Genomic DNA, 21,870 nt, shown 5'->3' with positions numbered 1-21,870 from the left:
CCCCTGTCAGGTCACGTCCTGCGGGTCCGTCGTCCCCGCCCCTGTCCCCACCCGTGTCTCCGCCCGCGTCGCGATCGTCGTGACGCGGGCGGAGCGCTGTGCGGGAGCGGGTGCCGGAATCCGTTCCAGGACCCCGCCCGCGAAGACGTCGTACAGCGGCAGCGTCTCGAGGTGGACATAGCCGATGTGGCAGTCGCAGACGGCGAGCGGACAGGGGCGGGGACGCAGGGCGGCGCGGTACGAGCCGTCGTAGAGGTTGCCGAGTTCGGCGGGGACGAAGTGACAGCGCCGGACGGTGCCCTCGCCGTCGACCGAGATCACCGAGTCGCCGGTGCGGCAGGGCAGACCGGCGCTGGTGTGCGGATGGCGGCTGTACGGGAAGAGCGGGTCGAGGGCGGTCCACCGGTCGGCCTCGGCGTCCTCGTAGGTGTGGCCCTCGGCGGCGTTGATCCACAGATAGACGTGCGCGGGCAGGTCGGCGCGCAGCCGGCGGGCCGCGTCGAGGTGCTCGGGCAGTCCGACGACGCCGACGCTGAAGCGGATGCCCCGCTCCGCCAGTTCGCGGCACTTGCCGAGGAAGCGGTCGTACGGCGTCTGGCCCGGGTGGTACGTGCACCACAGGGCCAGGGTGTCGGGATCGGCCTCGGCGAGCCAGTCGGTGCGGCAGCTGAGGTTGGTCTGCACGGCGACCCGGCGGATGTGCGGGAGGTGGGAGAGGTCGGCGAGGGCGCGCCGGTACCAGGAGCGGACCAGTCCCTCGCCCCACGGGGTGAACAGGAGCGAGAGCCGGTCGTCGGTGCGGGCCGCGGCCCACCGCGCGAACCGTTCGAGGGCGGCCCGGTCGGCGCGCAGTTGCTCCGTGCTGTCGCGCCGCTTGGCGAACGGGCAGTAGGGGCAGTCGTAGTCGCAGGAGGCGAGCGGGCCGCGGTAGAGCAGGGTCAGGTCCATGGCGGCCGGATCACTTCCGCTCGTAGGCGGTCATGGCGGCCCGCACGGCCGGGGAGAACAGCTCGGGACCGATGGCGTCGGAGTGCGCGAGGCCCTCGGGGGTGAGCCTGAGGGTCGTCGGATCCGTGTCGGTCAGCCAGCCGCGGTCGGCGAAGCGTTCGAGCTCGGGGCCGAAGTCGTCGGCGGGCGCGCCGCCGAACCGGGTCCGGTAGTCGTCGAGGCGCAGGCCCTCGGCCTGGAGAAGCGACTGGAGCAGGTGGCGGCGGCGCGCCTCCTGGGGGTTCATGGGGTGGCCGACCTCGGCGTGGGCGAAGGCGGACGCGTCGGTGGCGACGTAGTCGTCGATGATGCCCCGGATCTGGTGCATGCCGACGGCGTAGTCGAAGGAGTAGTGCAGGCCGGCCGTGTAGGAGCGGGCGCCGCAGCCGAGCCCGATCATGCCGTCGGTCTGGCAGGCGTAGTCGTCCGCGCCCTGCGGCGGGGCGTCGGTACGGCGGAACATGCGCATGGACTGCTGGGTGTAGCCGTGCGCGAGGAGGTGGTCGCGGCCCGCGCGGTACAACCGCAGCCGCTGCTCGTCCCAGGCCGGGTCGGGGTCCGCCGCCTGCCCGCGGCCACGGCGGTCGAGGCCGGTCAGGGGGCGGACGTAGAGCGCGTAGAGGTAGAGCTCCTCGGGCCGCCAGGCCAGGGCCGCGTCCAGGGAGTGCCGCCAGCTCCGCTCGGTCTGGCCGTCGATGCCGTAGATCAGGTCGATGTTGAGGACCGGGATGTCGGTGTCGCGGACGCGGGCGAGGGCCGCCTCGACCTCGGCACGGCGCTGCGGGCGTACGGCGGCCCTGGCCTCGGAGTCGACGAAGCTCTGCACGCCCAGGCTCAGCCGGGTCGTGCCCCGGCCGGCCAGGACGGCGAGGCGGTCGGCGGTGGCCGTGGCGGGCGAGGCCTCGACCGACAGCGGGACCGCGCGCAGGTCGGCGCCCATGCGGTGCTCGGCGATGTCGCAGAGCCGGTCCAGCTCGGCGGCGGTGAGGAAGGTGGGGGTGCCGCCGCCGAAGGCGGCCGTGGCGAAGCGGACGTCGTCCGTGTCCCCCAGCGCCTCCCGTACGGCCCTCGCCTGCCGTTCCAGGGCGTCGAGGTAGGCGCCCGTCAGTCCGTCGGGGGCGCCGATGCGGGTGAAGAGGTTGCAGAAGCCGCAGCGGACCTCGCAGAACGGTATGTGCAGGTAGAGGGAGAGCGTGTCCTTGGGCTCCGCCGCCCAGAGGGCTTTGAGGGACGGGCGGCCGGGGAGCTCGCGGTAGGCCGTCTTGTGCGGGTAGGCGTAGACGTAGTGCTGGTACGGGCCGGTGCGGGTGGCCGGCTCGGCGGTGGTCATCGGCCGGCCTCCGTCGGACGGGGTGCGGGGTCGAGGAAGAAGTGGGCGTACGGCACGGTCCACACGGACTCGTGGCCGAGGCGGTGCCCGGTGTAGCCGTCGTCGCCGTAGGCGGTGCCGTGGTCGGAGCAGACGATCGCGAAGCAGCGGCGCCTGCTGCTCGCGGCGGCGAACAGGCGGCCGATGTGCCGGTCCACGTACTCCAGCGCGGCGGCGTGCGTCTCCCGGCTGTCGCCGGTCTCGCGGGTCGCGCCGGGCAGATGGAACCAGTTCGGCTGGTGCAGGGCGGACACGTTGACGAAGAGGAACAGCCGCTGTTCGGGCGGGAGGCGGCGTACGACGCGCTCGGCCTCGGCGACCTGGTTCTCGAAGGACTCGGGTGAGGTCACGCCGAACTCCGGTGCCCAGTAGGCCTCGTGGAACAGGCCGGGCAGCACCGAGCCCAGCGGGCCCTGCTTGTTGAAGAAGCCCACTCCCCCGATGCACACGGTGTGGTAGCCGTCCTCGGCGAGGCCCGACACGAGGTCGGGGGTGTCGTAGACGTAGGTTCCGCCCGCGGTGGTCTCGCTGCCCGCGAAGCTCGCCGCGAACAGCCGCGGATGCGGTCCCGGGGCGGCCGGGGTCGGCAGGAAACCCGCGAAGATCGCCTGGTGGGAGGCGTAGGTGAAGCTGCCCGGCGCGTGCCGCTCCTCCCAGCGTCCGCCGGGGAGGTGGCGGGCCAGGTGGGGGATGCGGCCCGCGGCCGCCAGCTCGGCGGCGACGTCGTGGCGGAGTGTGTCGAGGGTGACGAGGAGAAGGTCGTGGCTGCCCACCACCTCGTTCATGTCGGGCACTTCGTCGATGTCGGGCTCAGGCATGCGGTGTTCCTGTTCTGTACCGGGCGAGATCGCCCAGGACGGCGGCCACTTGGGCGGCGTGGGTGTCGAGGCCTTCCGCGCCGCTGCCGGGCAGGCCGGTGAGCCGGGGCAGCAGGTCGCCGAAGGCGTTGACCTCGCCGACCGCGGCCCTGCGCCAGCCCACGGCCGGCAGCAGGTCGACACCGACGCACAGGGTGCGCGGGAAGCAGGCCGCGGCCTGCTCGCACACACCCAGCAGGTCGGTCCAGCGGGCGCCCGCCGCCTCGACGTTCTCCCGGACGGCGTCCAGGTCGCCTCGCCGTCCGCCGAGATGGAGGTTGGTCATCGGCGAGCGGCTGGTGCGCACCACCGCGTGGGTGGCGCGACCGGCCACGACGACGACCCTGAGGTCGGCGGCCCGGCCGTCCTGCGAGGCCTTCGGCAGCCAGCGCTCGAGGTGCAGTCCGTCCGGGGCGAGCGCGTCGACGATGGCCGCGATGTCCTGCTCGCGTTCGTAACGGCGCACCCTCAGGGAGTTGTACAGGCCGCCGTCGGCGGCGAGTTCCACGGAGGTGGTGGCCCTGATCCGGCCGCCGCCGCCCGACTCGACGGCGAGGACGCCCGAGGCGGACGATCCGTGCGCGGGTTTCACGAAGAGCCGGGCCATCCGGTGCTCACGCATCGACGCGCGTACGTCGTCCCAGCCGCGCACCGGCGCGCCCCGCGGGCCCGAGGTGGGCGAGGCGGGCACCGGAACGCCCGCCGCGTCCAGGACGGCGTGGCAGAGCCGCTTGTCGAACAGCACCGCGAGCTCGTCCGGGTCGTCGAGGCGGACGCCGCCGCGCAGGCTGCGTACCGCGGTGGTGAAGCGGGTGTACCAGCGGCCCGAGCCCTCGGCCCGCGTCGGATCGGTGGCACCGCGCAGCAGCCGGTCGACCTCGGGGTTCTCGCCGGGTGAGTCCAGGCGGACGATCTCCTCGGCGGCGAAGTCGGCGCCGCCGTCGCGCAGTACGTCCGCCCACGGCACGACACGCGGGGCCGGCAGGCCGGCCGCGCGTACCGCGTCCTCGAAGAGGGCGACCCGACGGTTCTGCGGGTTGCCGACCACCGCCAGGCGCGGCTCGGGCGCGCGCTCCGTGCGCAACCCGTCGCGGGAGGGGGGACGGTGACCCATGGGTGGTGTGCTCACTCCCCGACGGCGACGTAGCGCCACGTCGTGCCGTCGTCGTCCGCGTCCTCCTCGGCGTCGTCGCGGTCGAGGTCCACCTCGACGCCCGCGGTCTCCACGGTCCGCCGGACACGCTCCTGGAGGGAGTCGCTCAGGTAGTGGTGGTGCAGGTCGAGCTTCTTGAGGTGGGTGAGCGGCTGGCCGCCGAGCAGGGCCGCCGCGCCTTCGTCGGTCAGCACGCCCATGGAGAGGTCCAGCACCTCCAGCCGGGCCACCACGGGCGCGGACGCGACGGCCGCGGCAACGGCGTCCTGGATCTCGCTGTTGCGCAGGGCGAGGTGACGCAGGCTCGGCAGCCGGGCGCCGGACAGGATCGGCTCCAGGTCGGCGACCTCGCTGTCGCCGCCGTACTCGGGGGTGCCGAGCCACAGGTCGAGGTGGACCAGCGCGGGCAGGTCGCTGCCGCCGACCCCGCGCACGACCTCCGCGGGCAGCCCGCCCGTCTCGATCACGAGCCTGCGCAGCGCGCGGTGGCTCACGGCCGGGAAGCGCAGCCCGGACCCGCCGCGCACGCCGAACTCCTCCAGCGCGGGGTACGCGGCCAGGACCGGGGTGACGTCGGTCTGGTTGATCCAGGAGATCTCGCACTCCTCACCCACCATGTCGCCGAGGAACACCGCCCGCAGCGCGGGGAACCGGTCCCGGGCGGCCACCAGTGCCTCGACGACGTCGGAGGGGTCCGTGTCGTAGGCCTCCTGCCAGGCGCCGACGATCAGGGCTCTCACCCGGGTGGTGTCGACGGCGGAGCAGAAGCGGGCGAACGCCTTCGTCCAGTCCTCGTCGGCGTCGTAGACGTCGCTGGTGACGCGCCAGGCGAAGGCCTCCGGGTCGGGCAGGTCGTCCGTCCTGCCGCCGGGGCCCGGGAAGGTGTGGGCGGGCAGCCGGTACAGCGCGTGCAGGTGGTCGGTGACGGTCATGCGGCTGCTCCCGGGAGAAAAAGATGCGCGGTCCGTGGTGTGTCCGCAGTTCTACCAACAGGCACTGACAGCACCCCGCGCCGGGGCCTCGGTTCGGACCATCGGCTCGGGCCCCGGTTCGGGGGCGTTGTCAGTGGTGGTCCGTACCGTCTTCGTCATGAGGCCGGTGCGCGAGGCGTCCGGCGGGGAGGGGAGAGCCATGTACCGGCAGGGAGACGTCCTGATCGTGCCCGTCGAGGAGGAGGCGTTGCCGCCGCACGTGGCGGTCGCGCCGAAGGAGCGGCGGGACGGGCGGGGCCGGCTCGTGCTGGCGCTGGGCGAGGTCACGGGGCACGCCCACGCGGTGGTGGGCCCGGGCGATCTGGTGCGCGAGTCCGGGCCGTTCGGTCCGCTGCTGCTGCACCTTCCCCAGGGCGGCCGGGTGGTCCAGGAGGAGCACGCGGCGATCGCGTTGCCGAGGGGCTGGTTCCGGGTGATCCGGCAGCGGGAGTACGTGCCCGGATCCGTGCGGATCGTCGCGGACTGAAGGCTGACGGAGGAGCGGGTGACCGAGGTGACGGAGGGGCGGATGACGACGACGGAGACGGCAGGGGCAGGGCCCGGCGCGGGAGCGGACCCGGTGGTGGAGGGCACGTCGTTCGACGACGTCCGTCGCTGGCGCGCCTGTGCCGCGGCGGCCGTGCCCGCCGACCGCGCGGCCGCCGAGGCCGGCGTGCGCCGGGCCTACCGGCAGGCCGGGCTGCCGGAGCCGGAGCGTGTGGTGTGGGCCGCTTCACCGCGGGCGGCGGTCACGCTGGTCCGGGAGGCGGCGGACAAGGGCCCCAGCGTGCGTGAGGCGGTCCGCAGCGCTCCATGGGCGGGTGAACGGCAGCGGCTGCACACGCGGTTGGGCGCGGCGGGCTGGGCGGCGCACTGGGCGTCGACCGGCGGGCTCCTGTGGGACACCACACAGGCGCTCGTCGACCGGATCCGCGCCGGGGTGCTGGAGGAGCTGGCCGGCCGGGACACGGGGAAGGAGGCGGCAAAGATCCGGCTGGTGCTGCTGGACGCCGTGCTCGGTCAGCACGACGCGCCGTGGCTCGCCGCGTTCCCGACGGACCGGGGCCCGCTCGAGGGGCTGGCCGCGGTGAGCCGCCACGCCGGCTGGTGGTGGCCGTTCGCGCGGGTGGCGGTGGTGTGCGAGCGTCCCGTCGCCCTGCACCGCGACGAGGCGGGCCGGCTCGACCACGGGGGCGGTCCGGCACTGGCGTACCCCGACGGCTTCGCCCTGTACGCCTGGCGCGGCATGCCGGTCCCGGCCGGGTTCCTCGCCGAACTGCCGGCGCTCACCCCGGACCGGATCAGGTCCGAGGAGAACGCCGAACTGCGCCGGGTCATGCTGGAGTACTACGGCTACGACCGCTATCTGGCGGACTCCGGGGCGCGTCACGTCCACCGCGACGAGACGGGCACCCTGTGGCGGATCGACCTCCCGGACGACGAGCCCGTCGTCATGGTGGAGGTCCTGAACTCCACACCGGAGCCGGACGGGACGCGACGCACCTACTGGCTGCGGGTACCGCCGGCGACCCGCACGGCGCGGGAGGGAGTCGCCTGGACCTTCCAGCTGACGGCGCAGACGTACGCGCCCGAGCGGGAGACGTGAGCCGGAGAACCGGCCTCGCGGCCGGGCGCCGGCCTCAGCCTTCGGCTACGCGGGCCAGTACGTCGGCGATCTGGGCGTGGACCGCTTCCCGGCCGACGGCGGGAAGGGCGCCCAGGTCGGTGCCGGCCAGGGCGTGCAGGACCTGTTCGGGGTCCGGGTCGTACGGCGTGCTCTCGCTGAACACCTCGTAGCCGTCGCGTACGGCCACCCGCACGTCACGGGGGCTGTCGCCGTCGGCGTGCACCGCGGCGGCGACGACGAGGGGCGGCGGGCCGCCCGCCTCGCCCTCCAGCTTGCGGTAGCCGCTGACCAGGGGTGCGCGCCAGTGCAGGGCGAGCAGTACGTGACGCTTCGCCAGCAGCTCGGTCAGATCGGTGTCGTAGACGCTGTGGGATTCCAGGACGGTGGCCCGGGCGTCGAGGACGAGGGCCGCCGGGAGCAGACAGCGCAGGGTGCTGCCGACGATGTTGCCGCCGACCGTGGCGGCCCGGCGCACCGCGCCGGTGCCCACGCCGGAGGCCGCCCGGTGCAGCGCCTCGGGCACGGTCGCGTCGACGCGGTTCAGCAGCACGGCCCCGCCGAGTTCCTCGGGGCCGACCGTGCCGGCCTCCGGCACGTTGCGCAGCGACACGGCCTGCTCGGGGAAGCCGTCCCGCTGCCAGCCGGCCCACACGAGCGTGGCACCTCCCACCGGTACCGCTCCCTCGGCCAGACACCGCTGGGCTTCGGATACGGAGGAGGGAAGACGCAACTGCACGACAACCGACCTGCCTTCCCTGGAAGTTCGTGGCGAGTGGCACGGCGTCATCGTGTGTCCCCGTGTTCACCCGCCCGCATGATCAATGGCAGACGGATTCTGCCCAGGCGCGCGGGGGCGCATACAGGGCTCATGGCTGCACCTTGCGCAACGTGAAATTGCGTTGCGGCCGGCTCCTCTCCCCCGGACCCTGGCGCCATGCCCTACGTCCTGCGTCCCGCCGCCCTCGCCGACGCGCCTGCCGTCACCAATCTGCGCGAGGCCCGGGGAGCCGGGCTGGCCGGGCTGCTGCTGCGGCACGCCTTCGCGGCCTTCGCCGCCCGAGGCCGGGACACCGTCGGGCTCGGTGTGGACACCTCCAACGCGACCGGCGCGCCCGGACTGTACGCCCGCCACGGCATGGTCCTGCACTACGCCGTGGACACCTGGGAGGCCGTCCTGCGGTGACCGTGCGCGCCCGGTCCGCGCACACGGACGGCTGACACGGCTGCGACGGACAGGTGCCGCGGCGCGCGGGAGCGCCAGGTGGCGGCGGCCGCCGCACGGTACGGCGCGGCCGGCGACGAGCGGCGCGCGGTCGAGCGCCATCAACGCCCGCGACCGGGCCCACAGCATCGTGGAGTACCTCTCCCACGCCGAGGTCGCCCGGTCGGTCGGCAGCCGCCTCGCGCTCTGAGCCGGCCTTCGCACCCGCCCTCGTGAGGTGCCGTCAGCCGTTCGGCGCCAGCCACGGCACGGGGTCCGCGTAGTAGCCGTCGTAGATCACCTCGAAGTGCAGATGGGGGCCGGTGGACAGGCCGGTGGAGCCGACTCGCCCCAACGGGGCCCCGGTCTGCACGGTCTGTCCGACGGTGACGTCGATGGCGGACAGGTGGCTGTACGTGGTCTGGAGCCGTTTGCCGTCGATCGTGCCGTGGTCGACGACGACCCGGTTGCCGTAGGCCGTGGTCATGGCCGCGAAGACGACCGTGCCCGCGCGGGCGGCGGAGACCTGGGCGCCCCGGGGTGCGCCGAAGTCCACGCCGGTGTGGAGTTTGGTGACGCCGGTGAGGGGGTGCTGGCGGGAGCCGTAGGGCGAGGTGATGGTGAGGGTGGTGACGGGCGGTGCCAGGATCGCGTCGGCCAGGACGCCACCGCCGCTCGTGTCCTCCCGGTCGAAGGCCTCGTACTTGGCGAACAGGGCCTTGACCTCGCCGAGGTAGGTCTGCGCCGAGGCGGGGACGCCACCCGCCTTCGTCACGGCGTCCGTGCCGACCGCGTAGGCGGCGAGGGTGAGGTCGACGAGGTCCCCGTTGACGGTGCCGTCGGTTCTGAGGCCGGTGACCTGCCGGGCCAGGGAGCAGTCCTGGCGGCCGAGCGCCATGATGGCGTCGGCCGGATCGCTCGGGGAGGAACGGCCGTTGCCGTCGTCGTCCTTGCCCCAGGTCTTCCAGTCGGCGGCGGTGAAGGCGGCGATGCCCTGCGGGCCGGAGGCGGTGGTCGCGCCGGCGTTGCTCCAGCCGGTGAGCTGGTCGATCTGCGCGGCGAGGGCGGACGGGGTGACGACCGTGCAGGCGTCGGCGGACTTGCGCAGCCAGGGTCCGTAGCTCGGGTCGACACCGCCGGGGGCGGCGTCCTGCGCGGTGCTGTCCCCGGGGCTCCAGTCGTCGGGGAGTCCGCCGGTCAGGGCGAGGAACCCGGCGACCGTGGTGAGGGTGACCAGGCCCGGCAGGACCAGGAGGGTGAAGGCGCCCGGGCCGCGCCGTCGGGGGCGTGGGGCGGGTGCTTCCGGGGCCGGCGTCACCGGGGCGGGGGGCTTCTCGGCGGGGGCCCGCGGGGCTGCGACGGTCTCGTACGCAGGGGTCTCGACGGCGGGTTCGTCGCTCACGCGGCGGACTCCGGACGACGGGTCGACGGCCGCTGCGGCACAGTGCAGTTGTTCACGGACGGACGTTAGCGGGTGGCCAGGCGCGCGTCACCGGACGCAGGGGCAGACCCGCTGCCCCTGCGGGCAGCGCACCCCGGCGGCCTGTCGTGAAGGTGGACCTGTCGGGCCGGGAACACGAGGACGTACCGGACGGCCCGGGCGACCGGTACGTGGCCGCGGGCGAGTGACCGTCCGCGGCCGGTGACCTCATCCCACCTCGACCAGCAGGTCGCCGCCTTCCACCTGCTGGATCCGGTTGATGGCCAGCCGCGACACCGTGCCGGCCTTCGGGGCCGTGATCGTGGCCTCCATCTTCATCGCCTCGATGGTGGCGACGGTCGCGCCGGCCTCCACCTCGTCGCCCTCGGCGACCGCGAGGGTGACCACGCCCGCGAACGGCGCGGCGACATGCCCGGGGTTGGCGCGGTCGGCCTTCTCCGTCACCGGTACGTCGGAGGCCGCCGCCTTGTCCCGCACCTGGATGGGCCGCAGCTGTCCGTTCAGGGAGGACATGACCGTGCGCAGGCCGCGCTCGTCGGCCTCGCCGACGGCCTGGAGTTCGATCAGCAGCCGGACGCCCGGCTCGAGGTCGACGGCGTACTCCTTGCTCGGGCGCAGACCGTAGAAGAAGTCCTTGCTGTCGAGCACGCTGGTGTCGCCGTAGGCCTGGCGGTGGCTCTCGAAGTCGCGGGTCGGGCCGGGGAAGAGCAGCCGGTTGAGGGTGGTGCGGCGGGTCTTCTCCAGGCCCTCGCGGTCCTCGGTGGTCAGTTCCTGGACGGGCTTGGCCTCGGTGCGGCCCCGCAGCGCCTTGCTGCGGAACGGCTCGGGCCAGCCGCCGGGCGGGGTGCCGAGCTCGCCGCGCAGGAAGCCGATGACGGAGTCGGGGATGTCGTAGCGGTCGGGCGACGCCTCGAAGTCCTCCGGGGACACTCCGGCGCCGACCAGGTGCAGGGCGAGGTCGCCGACCACCTTCGAGGACGGGGTGACCTTCACCAGGTGGCCGAGGATGCGGTCGGCGGCGGCGTACATGGCCTCGATGTCCTCGAAGCGGTCGCCGAGGCCGAGCGCGACGGCCTGGGTGCGCAGGTTGGAGAGCTGTCCGCCGGGGATCTCGTGGTGGTAGACGCGTCCGGTCGGGGAGGCGAGGCCCGCCTCGAAGGGGGCGTAGATCCTGCGGACACCCTCCCAGTACGGTTCCAGGTCCCCGACGGCCTGGAGGTCGAGGCCGGTGGGCCGATCGGAGTGGTCGGTCGCGGCGACGATCGCGGACAGCGAGGGCTGGGAGGTCGTGCCCGCCATGGAGGCCACGGCGCCGTCGACGGCGTCCGCGCCGGCCTGGATCGCGGCCAGGTAGGTGGCGAGCTGACCGCCGGCGGTGTCGTGGGTGTGCAGGTGCACCGGCAGGTCGAACTCGCGGCGCAGCGCCGACACGAGCTTCGCGGCGGCCGGGGCGCGCAGCAGGCCCGCCATGTCCTTGACGGCCAGCACGTGGGCGCCCGCCTCGACGATCTGCTCGGCCAGGCGGAGGTAGTAGTCGAGGGTGTAGAGCCGCTCGTTCGGGTCGGACAGGTCGGAGGTGTAGCACAGGGCGACCTCGGCGACGGCCGTCCCCGTCTCCCGTACGGCGTCGATGGCGGGCCGCATCTGGCCGACGTCGTTGAGCGCGTCGAAGATGCGGAAGATGTCGATGCCGGTGGCGGCGGCCTCCTGTACGAAGGCGTCGGTCACCTCGGTCGGGTAGGGCGTGTAGCCGACGGTGTTGCGGCCGCGCAGCAGCATCTGGAGGCAGATGTTGGGGACGGCCTCGCGCAGGGCCGCCAGCCGCTCCCACGGGTCCTCGGAGAGGAAGCGCAGGGCGACGTCGTAGGTGGCGCCGCCCCAGCACTCCAGCGACAGCAGCCGGGGCAGGGTCCGGGCGACCAGCGGGGCCGAGGCGAGGAGGTCCTTGGTGCGGACGCGGGTGGCCAGCAGCGACTGGTGGGCGTCGCGGAAGGTGGTGTCGGTGACGCCGATGGTCGGCGACTCGCGCAGCCGGCGGGCGAAGCCCTCGGGGCCGAGCCGGACCAGGCGCTGACGGGAGCCCGCGGGCGGCTCGGTGTCGGGCACCGGCGGCAGCTTGGTGACCGGGTCGATCAGCTCGGGCCGCTCACCGTGCGGCTTGTTCACCGTGACGTCGGCGAGGTAGGTCAGCAGCTTGGTGCCGCGGTCGGCCGAGGAGCGTGCGGTGAGCAGGTGCGGGCGCTCTTCGATGAACGACGTCGTGACGCGTCCGCCCTGGAAGTCCGGGTCGTCCAGGACGGCCTGGAGGAACGGGATGTTGGTGGACACGCCCCGGATCCGGAACTCGGCGACGGCACGCCGGGCCCGCTTGATCGCGGTCTCGAAGTCCCGGCCCCGGCAGGTCAGTTTGACCAGCATGGAGTCGAAGTGCGCGCTGATCTCCGTACCCGCGTGGGTGGTGCCGCCGTCGAGGCGGATGCCGGATCCGCCGGGCGAGCGGTAGGCGCTGATGCGGCCGGTGTCGGGGCGGAAGCCGTTGGCGGGGTCCTCGGTGGTGATCCGGCACTGGAGGGCGGCGCCGTGCAGGGTGACGGTCTCCTGGGACAGGCCGAGGTCGGCCAGGGTCTCGCCGGCGGCGATGCGCAGCTGGGCCTGGACGAGGTCGACGTCGGTGACCTCCTCGGTCACCGTGTGCTCGACCTGGATGCGCGGGTTCATCTCGATGAAGACGTGGTTGCCCGCGGGGTCGAGGAGGAACTCGACGGTACCGGCGTTGCGGTAGCCGATCTGCCGGGCGAAGCGCACCGCGTCGGCGCAGATGCGGTCGCGCAGCTCCGGGGCGAGGTTGGGCGCGGGGGCCAGCTCGATCACCTTCTGGTGACGGCGCTGGACGGAGCAGTCGCGCTCGAAGAGGTGGATGACGTTGCCCTCGCCGTCGGCGAGGATCTGCACCTCGATGTGGCGCGGGTCGACGACGGCCTTCTCCAGGAAGACGGTCGGGTCGCCGAAGGCGGACGCGGCCTCGCGGGAGGCCGCCTCGATGGACTCGCGCAGCACGGCCGGGTCCTCGACGCGGCGCATGCCACGTCCGCCGCCGCCGGCGACGGCCTTGACGAACAGGGGGAAGCCGATCTCCTCGGCGGCCCGCACCAGTTCGTCGATGTCGTTGGAGGGCGCGGACGAGCCGAGCACGGGCACGCCCGCCGCGCGGGCCGCCGCGACGGCGCTCGCCTTGTTCCCGGTCAGTTCGAGGGTGCGCGCGTCGGGGCCGACGAACGTGATGCCCGCCTCCTCGCAGGCACGCGCGAGTTCGGGGTTCTCGGAGAGGAACCCGTAGCCCGGGTAGACGGCGTCGGCGCCCGCCCGGCGCGCGGCGCCGACGATCTCCTCGACGGAGAGATAGGCGCGCACCGGGTGCCCTTGTTCGCCGATCTCGTAGGCCTCGTCGGCCTTCTGCCGGTGGAGTGAGTTGCGGTCCTCGTGCGGGAAGACCGCGACCGTGCGCGCGCCCAGCTCATAGCCGGCGCGGAACGCACGGATCGCGATCTCACCACGGTTGGCGACCAGCACCTTGCGGAACATCCGGGACCCCTTCAGCCTGGCGGTGACGAGGACCATCGTGTCGGTGCCTGACCTGGTTGGCCATGTGAGTCGGGCCACTCGGCGCATGTCTCGCTCGATCGGACCGTGCCCGACTACATTTGACGGCGTTCGACCGCGTTCGACGCCCGGTCAGGTCGCCGTCGCCGCGGCCGCGGCACGTCCCGCCTGGCGCCCGGAGAACAGACAGCCGCCGAGGAAGGTGCCCTCGAGGGAGCGGTAGCCGTGGATCCCGCCGCCGCCGAAGCCGGCGACCTCTCCGGCCGCGTACAGGCCGGGCACGGGGTTCCCGGCCGCGTTCAGGACCCGGCCGGAGAGGTCGGTCTGGAGACCGCCGAGGGTCTTGCGGGTGAGGACGTTGAGGCGTACGGCGATCAGCGGGCCCGCGCTCGAGTCGAGGATCCGGTGGATGGCGGCGGTGCGGCTGAGCGAGTCCCCGGTGTAGTTGAGGGCGTTGCGGATGCCCATGACCTGGACGTCCTTGGTGTAGGCGTTGTCGATCTCCCGGTCCCGCGCCTCGATCTGACGCTTGAGGTCGGCGAGGTCGATGAGCGAGGTGCCGGTCAGCTTGTTCATGCCGGCGACGAGGTCGGTGAGCGTCGAGGCGACGACGAAGTCCTCGCCCTTGTTCTTGAACTTCTCGATCGGCTCCGGGGTCTGCCAGATCCGGGACAGCAGCTGCCAGACGTTCTTGTCGGTGAGGTCGGGGTTCTGTTCGGAGCCGGAGAGCGCGAACTCCTTGGCGATGATCTTCTGGGTGGTGACGAACCAGGAGTAGTCGTAGCCCGAGTCGGTGATGGTCTTGAGGGTGTGCAGGGTGTCGTAGCCCGGGATGTCGGGCGTGTTGAACCGCTTGCCCGTGGCGTCGAACCACATCGAGGACGGGCCGGGGAGGATCCGGATGCCGTGGCCGGGCCAGATCGGGTCGTAGTTGCGCAGGCCCTCGGTGTAGTGCCACATGCGGTCGGGGTTGACGATGCGCCCGCCGGCCTTCTCGGTGATGCCCAGCATGCGGCCGTCGACGTGCGCGGGAACGCCCGTGACCATGAACCTCGGCGGGGTGCCCATCCGGGCGGGCCAGTTCTGCCGGACCAGGTCGTGGTTGGCGCCGATGCCGCCGGAGGTGACGACGACGACCGGGGCGCGCAGTTCGAAGTCGCCGACGACGGTGCGGGAGCTGGGCTTGCCGCGGGTCACGCCGCTGGGCTCCAGGACGGCCCCGCGGACGCCCGTGACCACTCCCGTGGTGGTGACGATCTCGTCCACGCGGTGCCGGAACCTGAAGGTCACCTTGCTGTCGGCGACCGCGGCCCGCACCTTCTTCTCGAACGGCTCGACGACGGCCGGTCCGGTGCCCCAGGTGACGTGGAAGCGGGGCACGGAGTTGCCGTGTCCGGTGGCGAGACCGCCGCCGCGCTCCGCCCAGCCGACGATCGGGAACCACTGGACGCCGAGTCCGGAGAGCCAGGACCGCTTCTCGCCGGACGCGAACTCGACGTAGGCCTTGGCCCACTGGTACGCCCAGTGGTCCTGGCCCTCGGGGTCGTCGACGCCCCGGTCGAAGCCGGCCGTGCCCTGCCAGTCCTGCCAGGCCAGGTCGTAGGTGTCCTTTACGCCCATCAGGCGCTGTTCGTCGGAGTTGACGAAGAACAGGCCGCCGAAGGACCAGAACGCCTGGCCGCCGAGGCTCGCCTCGGGTTCCTGGTCGAGGAGGAGCACCTTGCGTCCGGCCGCGGCGAGTTCGGCGGTGGCGACGAGTCCGGCCAGCCCGTGGCCGACGACGATCGCGTCGGCGTCCTGCGTGGCGCCGTACGCGGGGAAGGCCTGGGCGGCGAGGGTCGCGCCCGCGAGGACTCCGCCCGCCACGGTCAGGGCGTGGCGGCGGGTGATTCCATCGGCTTCGGGGGTGTCCATGAGCGGCCCTCCTGGAGGCTTCGCGGGGGCGGTGCCTGGACCGTGCGCGGGAAAGCCCTGGCCGGTCCATGGGTGGCGTGACTTTGGGGTGTTCCTGCGACAGCTGCACTGTTACCGTCGGTAGCCCAACAGGAAACCAGGTCGTCACACGGCTCCGGTAGTGCGCGGGCGTCAACGTGAGCGCCACTTGCTTGTGGCTCGGCGACAGCGTCCGGGCAAAGGGGGGACCATGACCGTCGTCCACGGACCGGAGCCGGTCGCCAGGGTCCTGCGGGACATGGCCGCCGACGTCGATGTGTGCGTCGAGCTCGCGCACGCCGCCCGCAGCCGCTCCCCCGAACTGTCCCGGCTGACCGAGGAGGCGACCCGGTCGCATGTGACGGCGATGCTCCGCGCGGCCGACCCCTGGTTCACCGCACCGGAGCGGACCGGGCCGGTCGACGACCAGGACTTCACGGCCGCTCTCCTGCTGGGCGCCGACCGTGCCGTGCAGGGCGTGCCGATGACGGTCGTCCTGCGGGGCGTGCAGGCGGCGCTGGGCCGCGCGGCGGAGATCGTCGTGGACCGGTGCCGTTCGGCGGGGGTCTCGGACCGGGCACTGCTGTCGGTCGTCCTGCGGCTCCAGGAGTACGGCGCGGCGATGCAACGGCAGGTGATCCACGGCTACCGCGCCGCCGAGCACGAGTCGCCACGCGCGCTGGGCGCCGTCCGCACCCGGCTGCTGCACCAGGCACTGATCGGCGAAGTCCCGCCACAGCACGAGGAGTTGGCGCGAGCCGGGGTCCGGGCGGACGCCGCCGGGCACTACCACTGCCTGGTCGCCGCCCCCGTGCCCGCGCGGGCGGTGCGCGCGCCGCACGCGGTGATCGTGCAGCTCGACGGCCGTGCGGCCGGACTGTCCCCACGGCCGCCGGAGGCCGACGAGGTCGATCCCGAGGCGCTCGTGGTGGTCGCGCCCGCCGCCCCCCTGCCGGAGCTGCCCGCGCTGTACCGGCTGTGCGTGCGTGCCGTGGACCTCGGCCGCCGACACGGCCTGCACGGGCTTTACGACGTCACGGACTTCGCCGCCCGGATCGCACTGGCCGAGCAGCCCTCGCTGGGCACCCTGCTGAGCCGACGGCTGCTCGGCTCGCTCGACCCCGCGGACGCCTTCCACCATCAACTCGCCCGCACCGCACTGGCGTTCCTGGACAACGGACGCCGGCTCGACCAGACCGCCGCGGCGCTGTTCACCCACCCCAACACCGTCCGCTACCGGCTCGGCCGACTGAGGCAGATCACCTCCACGCCCCTTGCCGACGGTGACGGCCCGCCGGCCACCCTGCACTGGTGGTGGGCCCTCACCGCATGGCTGGAGTCGTCAACACGGCATTGAACACAGGGCTTTGCGGGCCGTTCCGTCACGTTCGACCTGTCGGACATTGTTCGAAAACTCTTGACGCGGCTGTGTACACCGTTTGACACTCTCGCAACATCACGTCACACGGTTGAAACGGCGGTCCCCCCATGACGCACAGACATCGACCCGGCGACCGTGCGAGACGGGGGGCGGGCCGGTTGGCCGCACTGACCGCCGTGTCCCTGCTCGTCGGCCTCGTCGGGGCGGCGACCCCCGTCCAGGCCGCCGAGGCCGCCGACATCACCGACGGTCTGGCCCTCTGGTACAAGCTCGACGCCACGTCCGGCACCACGGTCACCGACGCCTCCGGCCACGGCCGCGACGGCACGGTGGCGGGCGCCGCCGGCTGGTCGTCCACCGGCCAGGGCCTCGCCTTCAACGGCTCCGACACCTACGTCAAGGTGCCGAACGACGTGCTGAAGGGCATGGACGCGATCAGCGTCGCCATGGACGTGCGGATCGACGCCGCCCAGTCCACGCCGTACTTCCTGTACGGCTTCGGCAACTCCAGCGGCAGCAACGGCAACGGCTACCTGTTCACCACGGGCAACTCCCTGCGCACCTCGATCGCCACCGGCAACTGGTCGACGGAGCAGACCACCAAGCCCGCCGACTCCCACAACCTGGCCCGCTCGGTGTGGAAGCACCTCACCTACACGCAGTCCGGCACCACCGGCGTGCTGTACGAGGACGGGGTCGAGGTCGCCCGCAACACGTCGGTGACCATCACCCCCGGCGCCATCGGCTCCGGCGTCACCACCGCCAACTACCTCGGCAAGTCGGTGTACTCGGGCGACAAGCTCTTCAAGGGCGACATCCGCGACTTCCGGGTGTACGACCACGCGCTGCCCGCCTCCGACGTGGAGCAGCTCGCCCTCCCCGTGGCCACCCAGGGCGTCGCCGACGACAAGGCCGCACTGAGCCTCGGGGACACCGGTGCCGTCGTCGCCGACCTGGACCTGCCGAAGACCGGCGCCGCCGGCGGCTCCACCATCAGCTGGGCCAGCGACGACACCGCCCTGGTGTCGGACACCGGCAAGGTGACCCGTCCCACCGCGGGCGAGCCGGACGGCCACGCCACGCTCACCGCCACCCTCAGGAAGGGGACGGTCACCGCGACCAGGTCGTTCGACGTCACGGTCCTCGCCGCGTTCGACAACGCGACCGCCGCCCGGCAGGCCGCCGACGCCCTCGCGGTCCACAACCTCGACGACGTCCGCGGCAACCTCAGCCTCCCGGCGACCGGTTCCTACGGCACGGACGTCACCTGGGCCTCCGCGCGAGCGGACGTCGTCTCGGCCGACGGCGTCGTCCACCGGCCCGCGCACGGCACCGGCGCCACCACCGTCGACCTGACCGCGACCGTCACCAAGGGCGAGGCGAAGGCCACGCGCGTGTTCACCGCGAAGGTCCCCGAACTCCCCGTGAAGGAAGCCCTCAAGGGCTACATGTTCAGCTACTTCACCGGCGAGGGCACGTCCGACGGCGAGCAGCTCTACGCCGCGCTCAGCAAGGGCGACGACCCGCTGAAGTGGCGGGAGCTGAACGACGAGCGGCCGGTCCTGACCTCCACCCTCGGTGAGCAGGGCCTGCGCGACCCGTTCATCATCCGCTCCCCCGAGGGCGACAAGTTCTACCAGATCGCCACCGACCTCAGGATCTACGGCAACGGCGACTGGGACGCCGCCCAGCGCACCGGCAGCAAGTCGGTCATGGTCTGGGAGTCCACCGACCTCGTCCACTGGACGGACCAGCGCCTGGTGAAGGTCTCGCCCGACAGCGCCGGCAACACCTGGGCGCCCGAGGCGTACTACGACGCCGGCCTCGGCGAGTACGTGGTCTTCTGGGCGTCGAAGCTGTACGACAACGCGGCACACTCCGGCGACACGTACAACCGGATGATGTACGCCACGACCCGCGACTTCTACACGTTCAGCGAGCCGAAGGTGTGGATCGACCGCGGCTACTCGGTCATCGACTCCACGGTGATCCAGCACGACGGCACGTACTTCCGGCTGTCGAAGGACGAGCGCAACAACTCCTCCTCCACCCCCAACAGCAAGTTCATCTTCGAGGAGAAGAGCGACTCGCTGCTGGACCTCTCCTGGGACGCGGTCGCCGAGGGCATCGGCAAGGGCGCGATGAACGCGGCCGAGGGACCGCTGGTCTTCAAGTCCAACACCGAGGAGAAGTGGTACGCCTTCCTCGACGAGTTCGGCGGCCGCGGCTACCTCCCGTTCGAGACCACGGACCTCGCCTCCGGCGTCTGGACCCCGTCCACCGGCTACGACCTGCCGGCCAAGCCCCGCCACGGCACCGTCCTGCCGGTCACCCAGGCCGAGTACGACCGGCTGCTGCGCGCCTACCAGCCGGACCAACTGGTCGAGAGCGTCGGGGACGTGCCGGTGAAGACACGGATCGGCCAGGCCCCGGTGCTGCCCGCGACCGTGATCGCCGCCTACGCCGACGGTGTCGCCCGCCCGGTGGCGGTGGCCTGGGACGACGTGCCGGCCTCGGCGTACGCACAGGCCGGCACGTTCACGGTGAGCGGAAGCCTGCCCGACGGCGCCGCGCTTCCCGTCCGGGCCCGCGTGACGGTCTCCGAGGAGGGCGCCGACGTGCCCGCCGACCTGCTGCTGCACTACGGCTTCGACGAGACGTCCGGCAACATCGCCGTCGACTCCAGCGGCCACGGCAACCACGGCACCTACGTCCGCACGCCCGGGTTCGGGACCGGCGTGGACGGCGGCTCGTTCAAGATGTCCGGCGACTCCGCCACCTCCCCGTACGTCAGGATCCCGAACGGCGTGCTGAAGGGCGCCGACAGCGTCACCGTGTCGACGTACGCCAAGTGGCAGGGCGGATCGTCCTTCCAGTGGCTGTTCGGGCTCGGTCCCGACAGCGACAAGTACCTCTTCGCCACCCCCTCCAACGGCGGGTCCAGCCTGTACTCGGCCATCACGAAGGCCAGTTGGTCGGCGGAGTCGAAGCTGACGGCCGGCTCGCAGCTCACCCCCGGCGAGTGGCGGCACGTCACGGTCACCCTCGACGGGTCGACGGGCACGATGGTGCTCTACGTCGACGGCGTCGAGGCGGCCCGCACGACGACCACCGTCAAGCCGTCCGAGCTGTACGACCCCGCCAAGGACCACAGCGGCTACATCGGCAGGTCGCTGTACTCGGCCGACCCGTACTTCGGCGGCGAGGTCGACGACTTCCGCGTCTACGACCGGGCCCTGTCGGCCGCGGAGGTCATGGAGCTCAGCGGCAACACCGCGGGCATCGCCAGGGCGACGCACCCCGCGCTGAAGGTCGACGCCATCCTCGACAACGCGACCGGCAAGGTCACGCTGCCGCTGGAGGAAGGCACCGACCTCACCGCGCTGGCACCGGAGTTCACCCTCGCGCACGGCGCGGCGATCAGCCCCGCCTCGGGCAGCGTGCACGACTTCAGCAAGCCGGTGACGTACGAGGTGACCGGCTCGGACGGCGCCAGGCGCACCTGGACCGTGTCGGCGCTGATCATGAAGAGCCCGGTGCTGCCGGGTCCCAACGCCGACCCGAACATCGTGCGCTTCGGTGACACCTTCTACATGTACCCGACGACCGACGGCTTCGAGGGCTGGAGCGGTACGCAGTTCAAGGCGTACTCGTCGACCGACCTGGTGCACTGGACGGACCACGGGGTCATCCTCGACCTGGGGCCGGACGTGAACTGGGCGGACAGCAGGGCCTGGGCGCCGGCGATCGCCGAGAAGAACGGTAAGTACTACTTCTACTTCTGCGCCGACGCCAACATCGGTGTCGCCGTCTCCGACTCGCCCACCGGCCCGTTCACGGACGCCCTGGGCAAACCGCTGCTCAAGGCCGGCCAGTACAGCGGCCAGATGATCGACCCGGCGGTCTTCACGGACGACGACGGCCGGTCGTACCTCTACTGGGGCAACGGCCACGCCTACGTCGTGCCGCTCGGCGACGACATGGTCTCCTTCGACGCCTCGAAGATCACCGACATCACCCCGAGCGGATACAACGAGGGCAGCTTCGTCGTCAAGCGCAAGGGCACCTACTACTTCATGTGGTCGGAGAACGACACCCGGGACGAGAACTACCGCGTGGCCTACGCCACCGGCCCCTCGCCCACCGGCCCGTGGACCAGGCGCGGCGTGATCCTGGAGAAGGACCTCTCCCTCGGCATCAAGGGCACCGGCCACCACTCGGTCGTCCAGGTGCCGGGAACGGACGACTGGTACATCGCCTACCACCGCTTCGCCATCCCCGGCGGAGACGGCACCCACCGCGAAACCACCGTCGACAAGATGGAGTTCGACTCCGAGGGCCTGATCGAGAAGGTCGTGCCCACCCTCACCAGCATCGACCCGGTCACCATCGTCCACGCCGGTCCGGACGCCCGGGGCGTCGAAGGCGGCACGATCGCCCTGACCGGCACGGTCTCCGGCGCGAGCGGTGCGCGGTGGACCGTCGAGAAGGGCGCGCCCTGCGAGGTCGCGGACCCCGCCGCCGCCCGCACCACGCTCACCTGCACCGACAACGGCACCTACACCGTCACCCTGACCGGCGGCCGCAGCACCGACACGGCCGTCGTCACCGTGACGAACGCGGCGCCCTCGATCAGCACCGCGGCCGGTCCTTCGTCCCCGGTGCCGGCCGGGCGGAAGACGGCCGTCACCGTCCGGTTCGGCGACCCGGGCACCGGTGACACCCACACCTGCGTGGTCGACTGGAAGGACGGCGGCAGGCCGGCCACCGGCACGGTCACCTCGTCCGGCTGCCGTGCCGAACACACCTACACCTCGGCGGGCATCCGCCGTCCGGTGATCACAGTCACCGACGACGACGGCGCCTCGGCGGCCACCACACTCCCCGAGCTGATCGTGTACGACCGGGCCGCCGGACCGGTGGTGGGCGCGGGCGCCGTCGACTCCGAGGTCGGGCCGAAGCTGACCGGCCGGGCGTTCTTCTCGCTCGGCGCCGGCTACCTCCCGGGAGCCACCGCCCCGGCCGGCGCGGTCACCTTCGACTTCAGGCCGGCCCGCCTGAAGTTCCGCTCCACCGGCCTCGACTGGCTTGTCGTCTCCGGCTCCACGGCCGTCCTCCAGGGCTCGGGCACGGTCGACGGCAAGAGCGGCTACGCCTTCCGCCTCACGACGACGGACAGCCCGGACACGTTCCTCATCAAGATCTGGAAGAAGTCCGGCGGGGAGGTGGTCTACAGCAGTGGCACCCCGGCAAAGGTCGACGGAGTCATCACGGTCGGCTACCGGCGCCGGTAGCACGGACGCCTGGCCCTCGATCCGGCCGGGCGGTTAAGGTCATGGGCCCCCTGTCCT

13 protein-coding genes and 1 pseudogene are annotated in these 21,870 nt (G+C 72.5%); 5 read left to right on the top strand and 9 right to left on the bottom strand.

All coding sequences use genetic code 11. The annotated features are described in order from the left end of the window. Positions 1-6 precede the first annotated feature (6 nt). Genes QQM72_RS29520 through QQM72_RS29500 form a run of 5 tightly spaced genes read right to left on the bottom strand, consistent with a single transcriptional unit; the run spans position 7 to position 5,298 of the window. Positions 7-948, bottom strand: coding sequence for an STM4011 family radical SAM protein (locus QQM72_RS29520; RefSeq protein ID WP_314223882.1), 942 nt, complete (start codon positions 946-948; stop codon positions 7-9). 10 nt (positions 949-958) lie between these two features. Next, positions 959-2,317 (bottom strand): STM4012 family radical SAM protein, encoded by a 1,359-nt coding sequence (locus QQM72_RS29515; protein WP_314223881.1) that lies wholly within the window; start codon positions 2,315-2,317, stop codon positions 959-961. After that, positions 2,314-3,141: an STM4013/SEN3800 family hydrolase gene (locus tag QQM72_RS29510; RefSeq protein ID WP_314224000.1), complete on the bottom strand. Its 828-nt coding sequence runs from the start codon at positions 3,139-3,141 to the stop codon at positions 2,314-2,316. Before QQM72_RS29510 ends, QQM72_RS29515 begins: the two co-directional genes overlap by 4 nt. 25 nt (positions 3,142-3,166) lie before the next feature. Beyond that, the gene (locus tag QQM72_RS29505) at positions 3,167-4,327 is read right to left on the bottom strand and encodes an STM4014 family protein (protein WP_314223880.1); all 1,161 of its coding nucleotides are present in this window, start codon (positions 4,325-4,327) and stop codon (positions 3,167-3,169) included. 11 nt (positions 4,328-4,338) lie between these two features. Next, entirely contained in the window at positions 4,339-5,298 is a 960-nt protein-coding gene (locus tag QQM72_RS29500; protein ID WP_314223879.1) for an STM4015 family protein, read from the bottom strand. Between the two features lie 199 nt (positions 5,299-5,497). On the opposite strand from QQM72_RS29500, the gene QQM72_RS29495 reads away from it, so the two are divergent. Both QQM72_RS29495 and QQM72_RS29490 read left to right on the top strand, forming a co-directional pair. Then, complete coding sequence (locus tag QQM72_RS29495; RefSeq protein WP_314223999.1) at positions 5,498-5,824, top strand: hypothetical protein; 327 nt, start codon at positions 5,498-5,500, stop codon at positions 5,822-5,824. 42 nt (positions 5,825-5,866) lie between these two features. After that, complete coding sequence (locus tag QQM72_RS29490; protein WP_399079166.1) at positions 5,867-6,943, top strand: DUF6745 domain-containing protein; 1,077 nt, start codon at positions 5,867-5,869, stop codon at positions 6,941-6,943. Positions 6,944-6,977: 34 nt separating this feature from the next. On the opposite strand, the gene QQM72_RS29485 is transcribed toward QQM72_RS29490, so the two are convergent. Continuing rightward, complete coding sequence (locus QQM72_RS29485; protein ID WP_314223877.1) at positions 6,978-7,700, bottom strand: FAD binding domain-containing protein; 723 nt, start codon at positions 7,698-7,700, stop codon at positions 6,978-6,980. Between the two features lie 252 nt (positions 7,701-7,952). Between QQM72_RS29485 and QQM72_RS29480 the strand changes: the two are divergent. Continuing rightward, a pseudogene (locus tag QQM72_RS29480) lies at positions 7,953-8,147 on the top strand (GNAT family N-acetyltransferase); the annotation flags it as partial. Between the two features lie 262 nt (positions 8,148-8,409). Here the strand turns inward: QQM72_RS29480 and QQM72_RS29475 are convergent. The 3 genes from QQM72_RS29475 to QQM72_RS29465 form a co-directional block, all read right to left on the bottom strand. Beyond that, the gene (locus QQM72_RS29475) at positions 8,410-9,567 is read right to left on the bottom strand and encodes a M23 family metallopeptidase (RefSeq protein WP_399079067.1); all 1,158 of its coding nucleotides are present in this window, start codon (positions 9,565-9,567) and stop codon (positions 8,410-8,412) included. Between the two features lie 246 nt (positions 9,568-9,813). Beyond that, positions 9,814-13,188 carry a pyruvate carboxylase gene (locus tag QQM72_RS29470; protein WP_314223876.1) on the bottom strand — a complete coding sequence of 1,125 codons (3,375 nt, stop codon included), beginning with the start codon at positions 13,186-13,188 and terminating at the stop codon, positions 9,814-9,816. A 150-nt stretch (positions 13,189-13,338) separates the two neighbouring features. Then, the gene (locus QQM72_RS29465) at positions 13,339-15,120 is read right to left on the bottom strand and encodes an FAD-binding dehydrogenase (RefSeq protein ID WP_314223875.1); all 1,782 of its coding nucleotides are present in this window, start codon (positions 15,118-15,120) and stop codon (positions 13,339-13,341) included. A gap of 229 nt (positions 15,121-15,349) precedes the next feature. Here QQM72_RS29465 and QQM72_RS29460 point away from each other — a divergent pair, with 229 nt between their 5' ends. After that, complete coding sequence (locus QQM72_RS29460; protein ID WP_314223874.1) at positions 15,350-16,495, top strand: helix-turn-helix domain-containing protein; 1,146 nt, start codon at positions 15,350-15,352, stop codon at positions 16,493-16,495. Positions 16,496-16,626: 131 nt separating this feature from the next. After that, positions 16,627-21,813 carry a family 43 glycosylhydrolase gene (locus QQM72_RS29455; protein WP_314223873.1) on the top strand — a complete coding sequence of 1,729 codons (5,187 nt, stop codon included), beginning with the start codon at positions 16,627-16,629 and terminating at the stop codon, positions 21,811-21,813. Positions 21,814-21,870 lie beyond the last annotated feature (57 nt).

It is taken from the genome of Streptomyces zaehneri (genome assembly GCF_032248645.1).
GTDB classification, from domain to species: Bacteria; Actinomycetota; Actinomycetes; order Streptomycetales; family Streptomycetaceae; genus Streptomyces; species Streptomyces coriariae.
The sequence above is the reverse complement of the archived record's forward strand: the minus strand, read 5'-3'. Positions and strand labels throughout refer to the sequence as shown.

What these genes read in the sequence shown, in the direction of transcription:
- QQM72_RS29500 (WP_314223879.1), bottom strand. Translation starts at nt 5,298, where the DNA reads ATGACCGTCACCGACCACCTGCACGCGCTGTACCGGCTGCCCGCCCAC.
- QQM72_RS29455 (WP_314223873.1), top strand. Translation starts at nt 16,627, where the DNA reads ATGACGCACAGACATCGACCCGGCGACCGTGCGAGACGGGGGGCGGGC.
- QQM72_RS29490 (WP_399079166.1), top strand. Translation starts at nt 5,867, where the DNA reads ATGACGACGACGGAGACGGCAGGGGCAGGGCCCGGCGCGGGAGCGGAC.
- QQM72_RS29495 (WP_314223999.1), top strand. Translation starts at nt 5,498, where the DNA reads ATGTACCGGCAGGGAGACGTCCTGATCGTGCCCGTCGAGGAGGAGGCG.
- QQM72_RS29520 (WP_314223882.1), bottom strand. Translation starts at nt 948, where the DNA reads ATGGACCTGACCCTGCTCTACCGCGGCCCGCTCGCCTCCTGCGACTAC.
- QQM72_RS29510 (WP_314224000.1), bottom strand. Translation starts at nt 3,141, where the DNA reads ATGAACGAGGTGGTGGGCAGCCACGACCTTCTCCTCGTCACCCTCGAC.
- QQM72_RS29465 (WP_314223875.1), bottom strand. Translation starts at nt 15,120, where the DNA reads ATGGACACCCCCGAAGCCGATGGAATCACCCGCCGCCACGCCCTGACC.
- QQM72_RS29515 (WP_314223881.1), bottom strand. Translation starts at nt 2,317, where the DNA reads ATGACCACCGCCGAGCCGGCCACCCGCACCGGCCCGTACCAGCACTAC.
- QQM72_RS29470 (WP_314223876.1), bottom strand. Translation starts at nt 13,188, where the DNA reads ATGTTCCGCAAGGTGCTGGTCGCCAACCGTGGTGAGATCGCGATCCGT.
- QQM72_RS29460 (WP_314223874.1), top strand. Translation starts at nt 15,350, where the DNA reads ATGACCGTCGTCCACGGACCGGAGCCGGTCGCCAGGGTCCTGCGGGAC.
- QQM72_RS29505 (WP_314223880.1), bottom strand. Translation starts at nt 4,327, where the DNA reads ATGGGTCACCGTCCCCCCTCCCGCGACGGGTTGCGCACGGAGCGCGCG.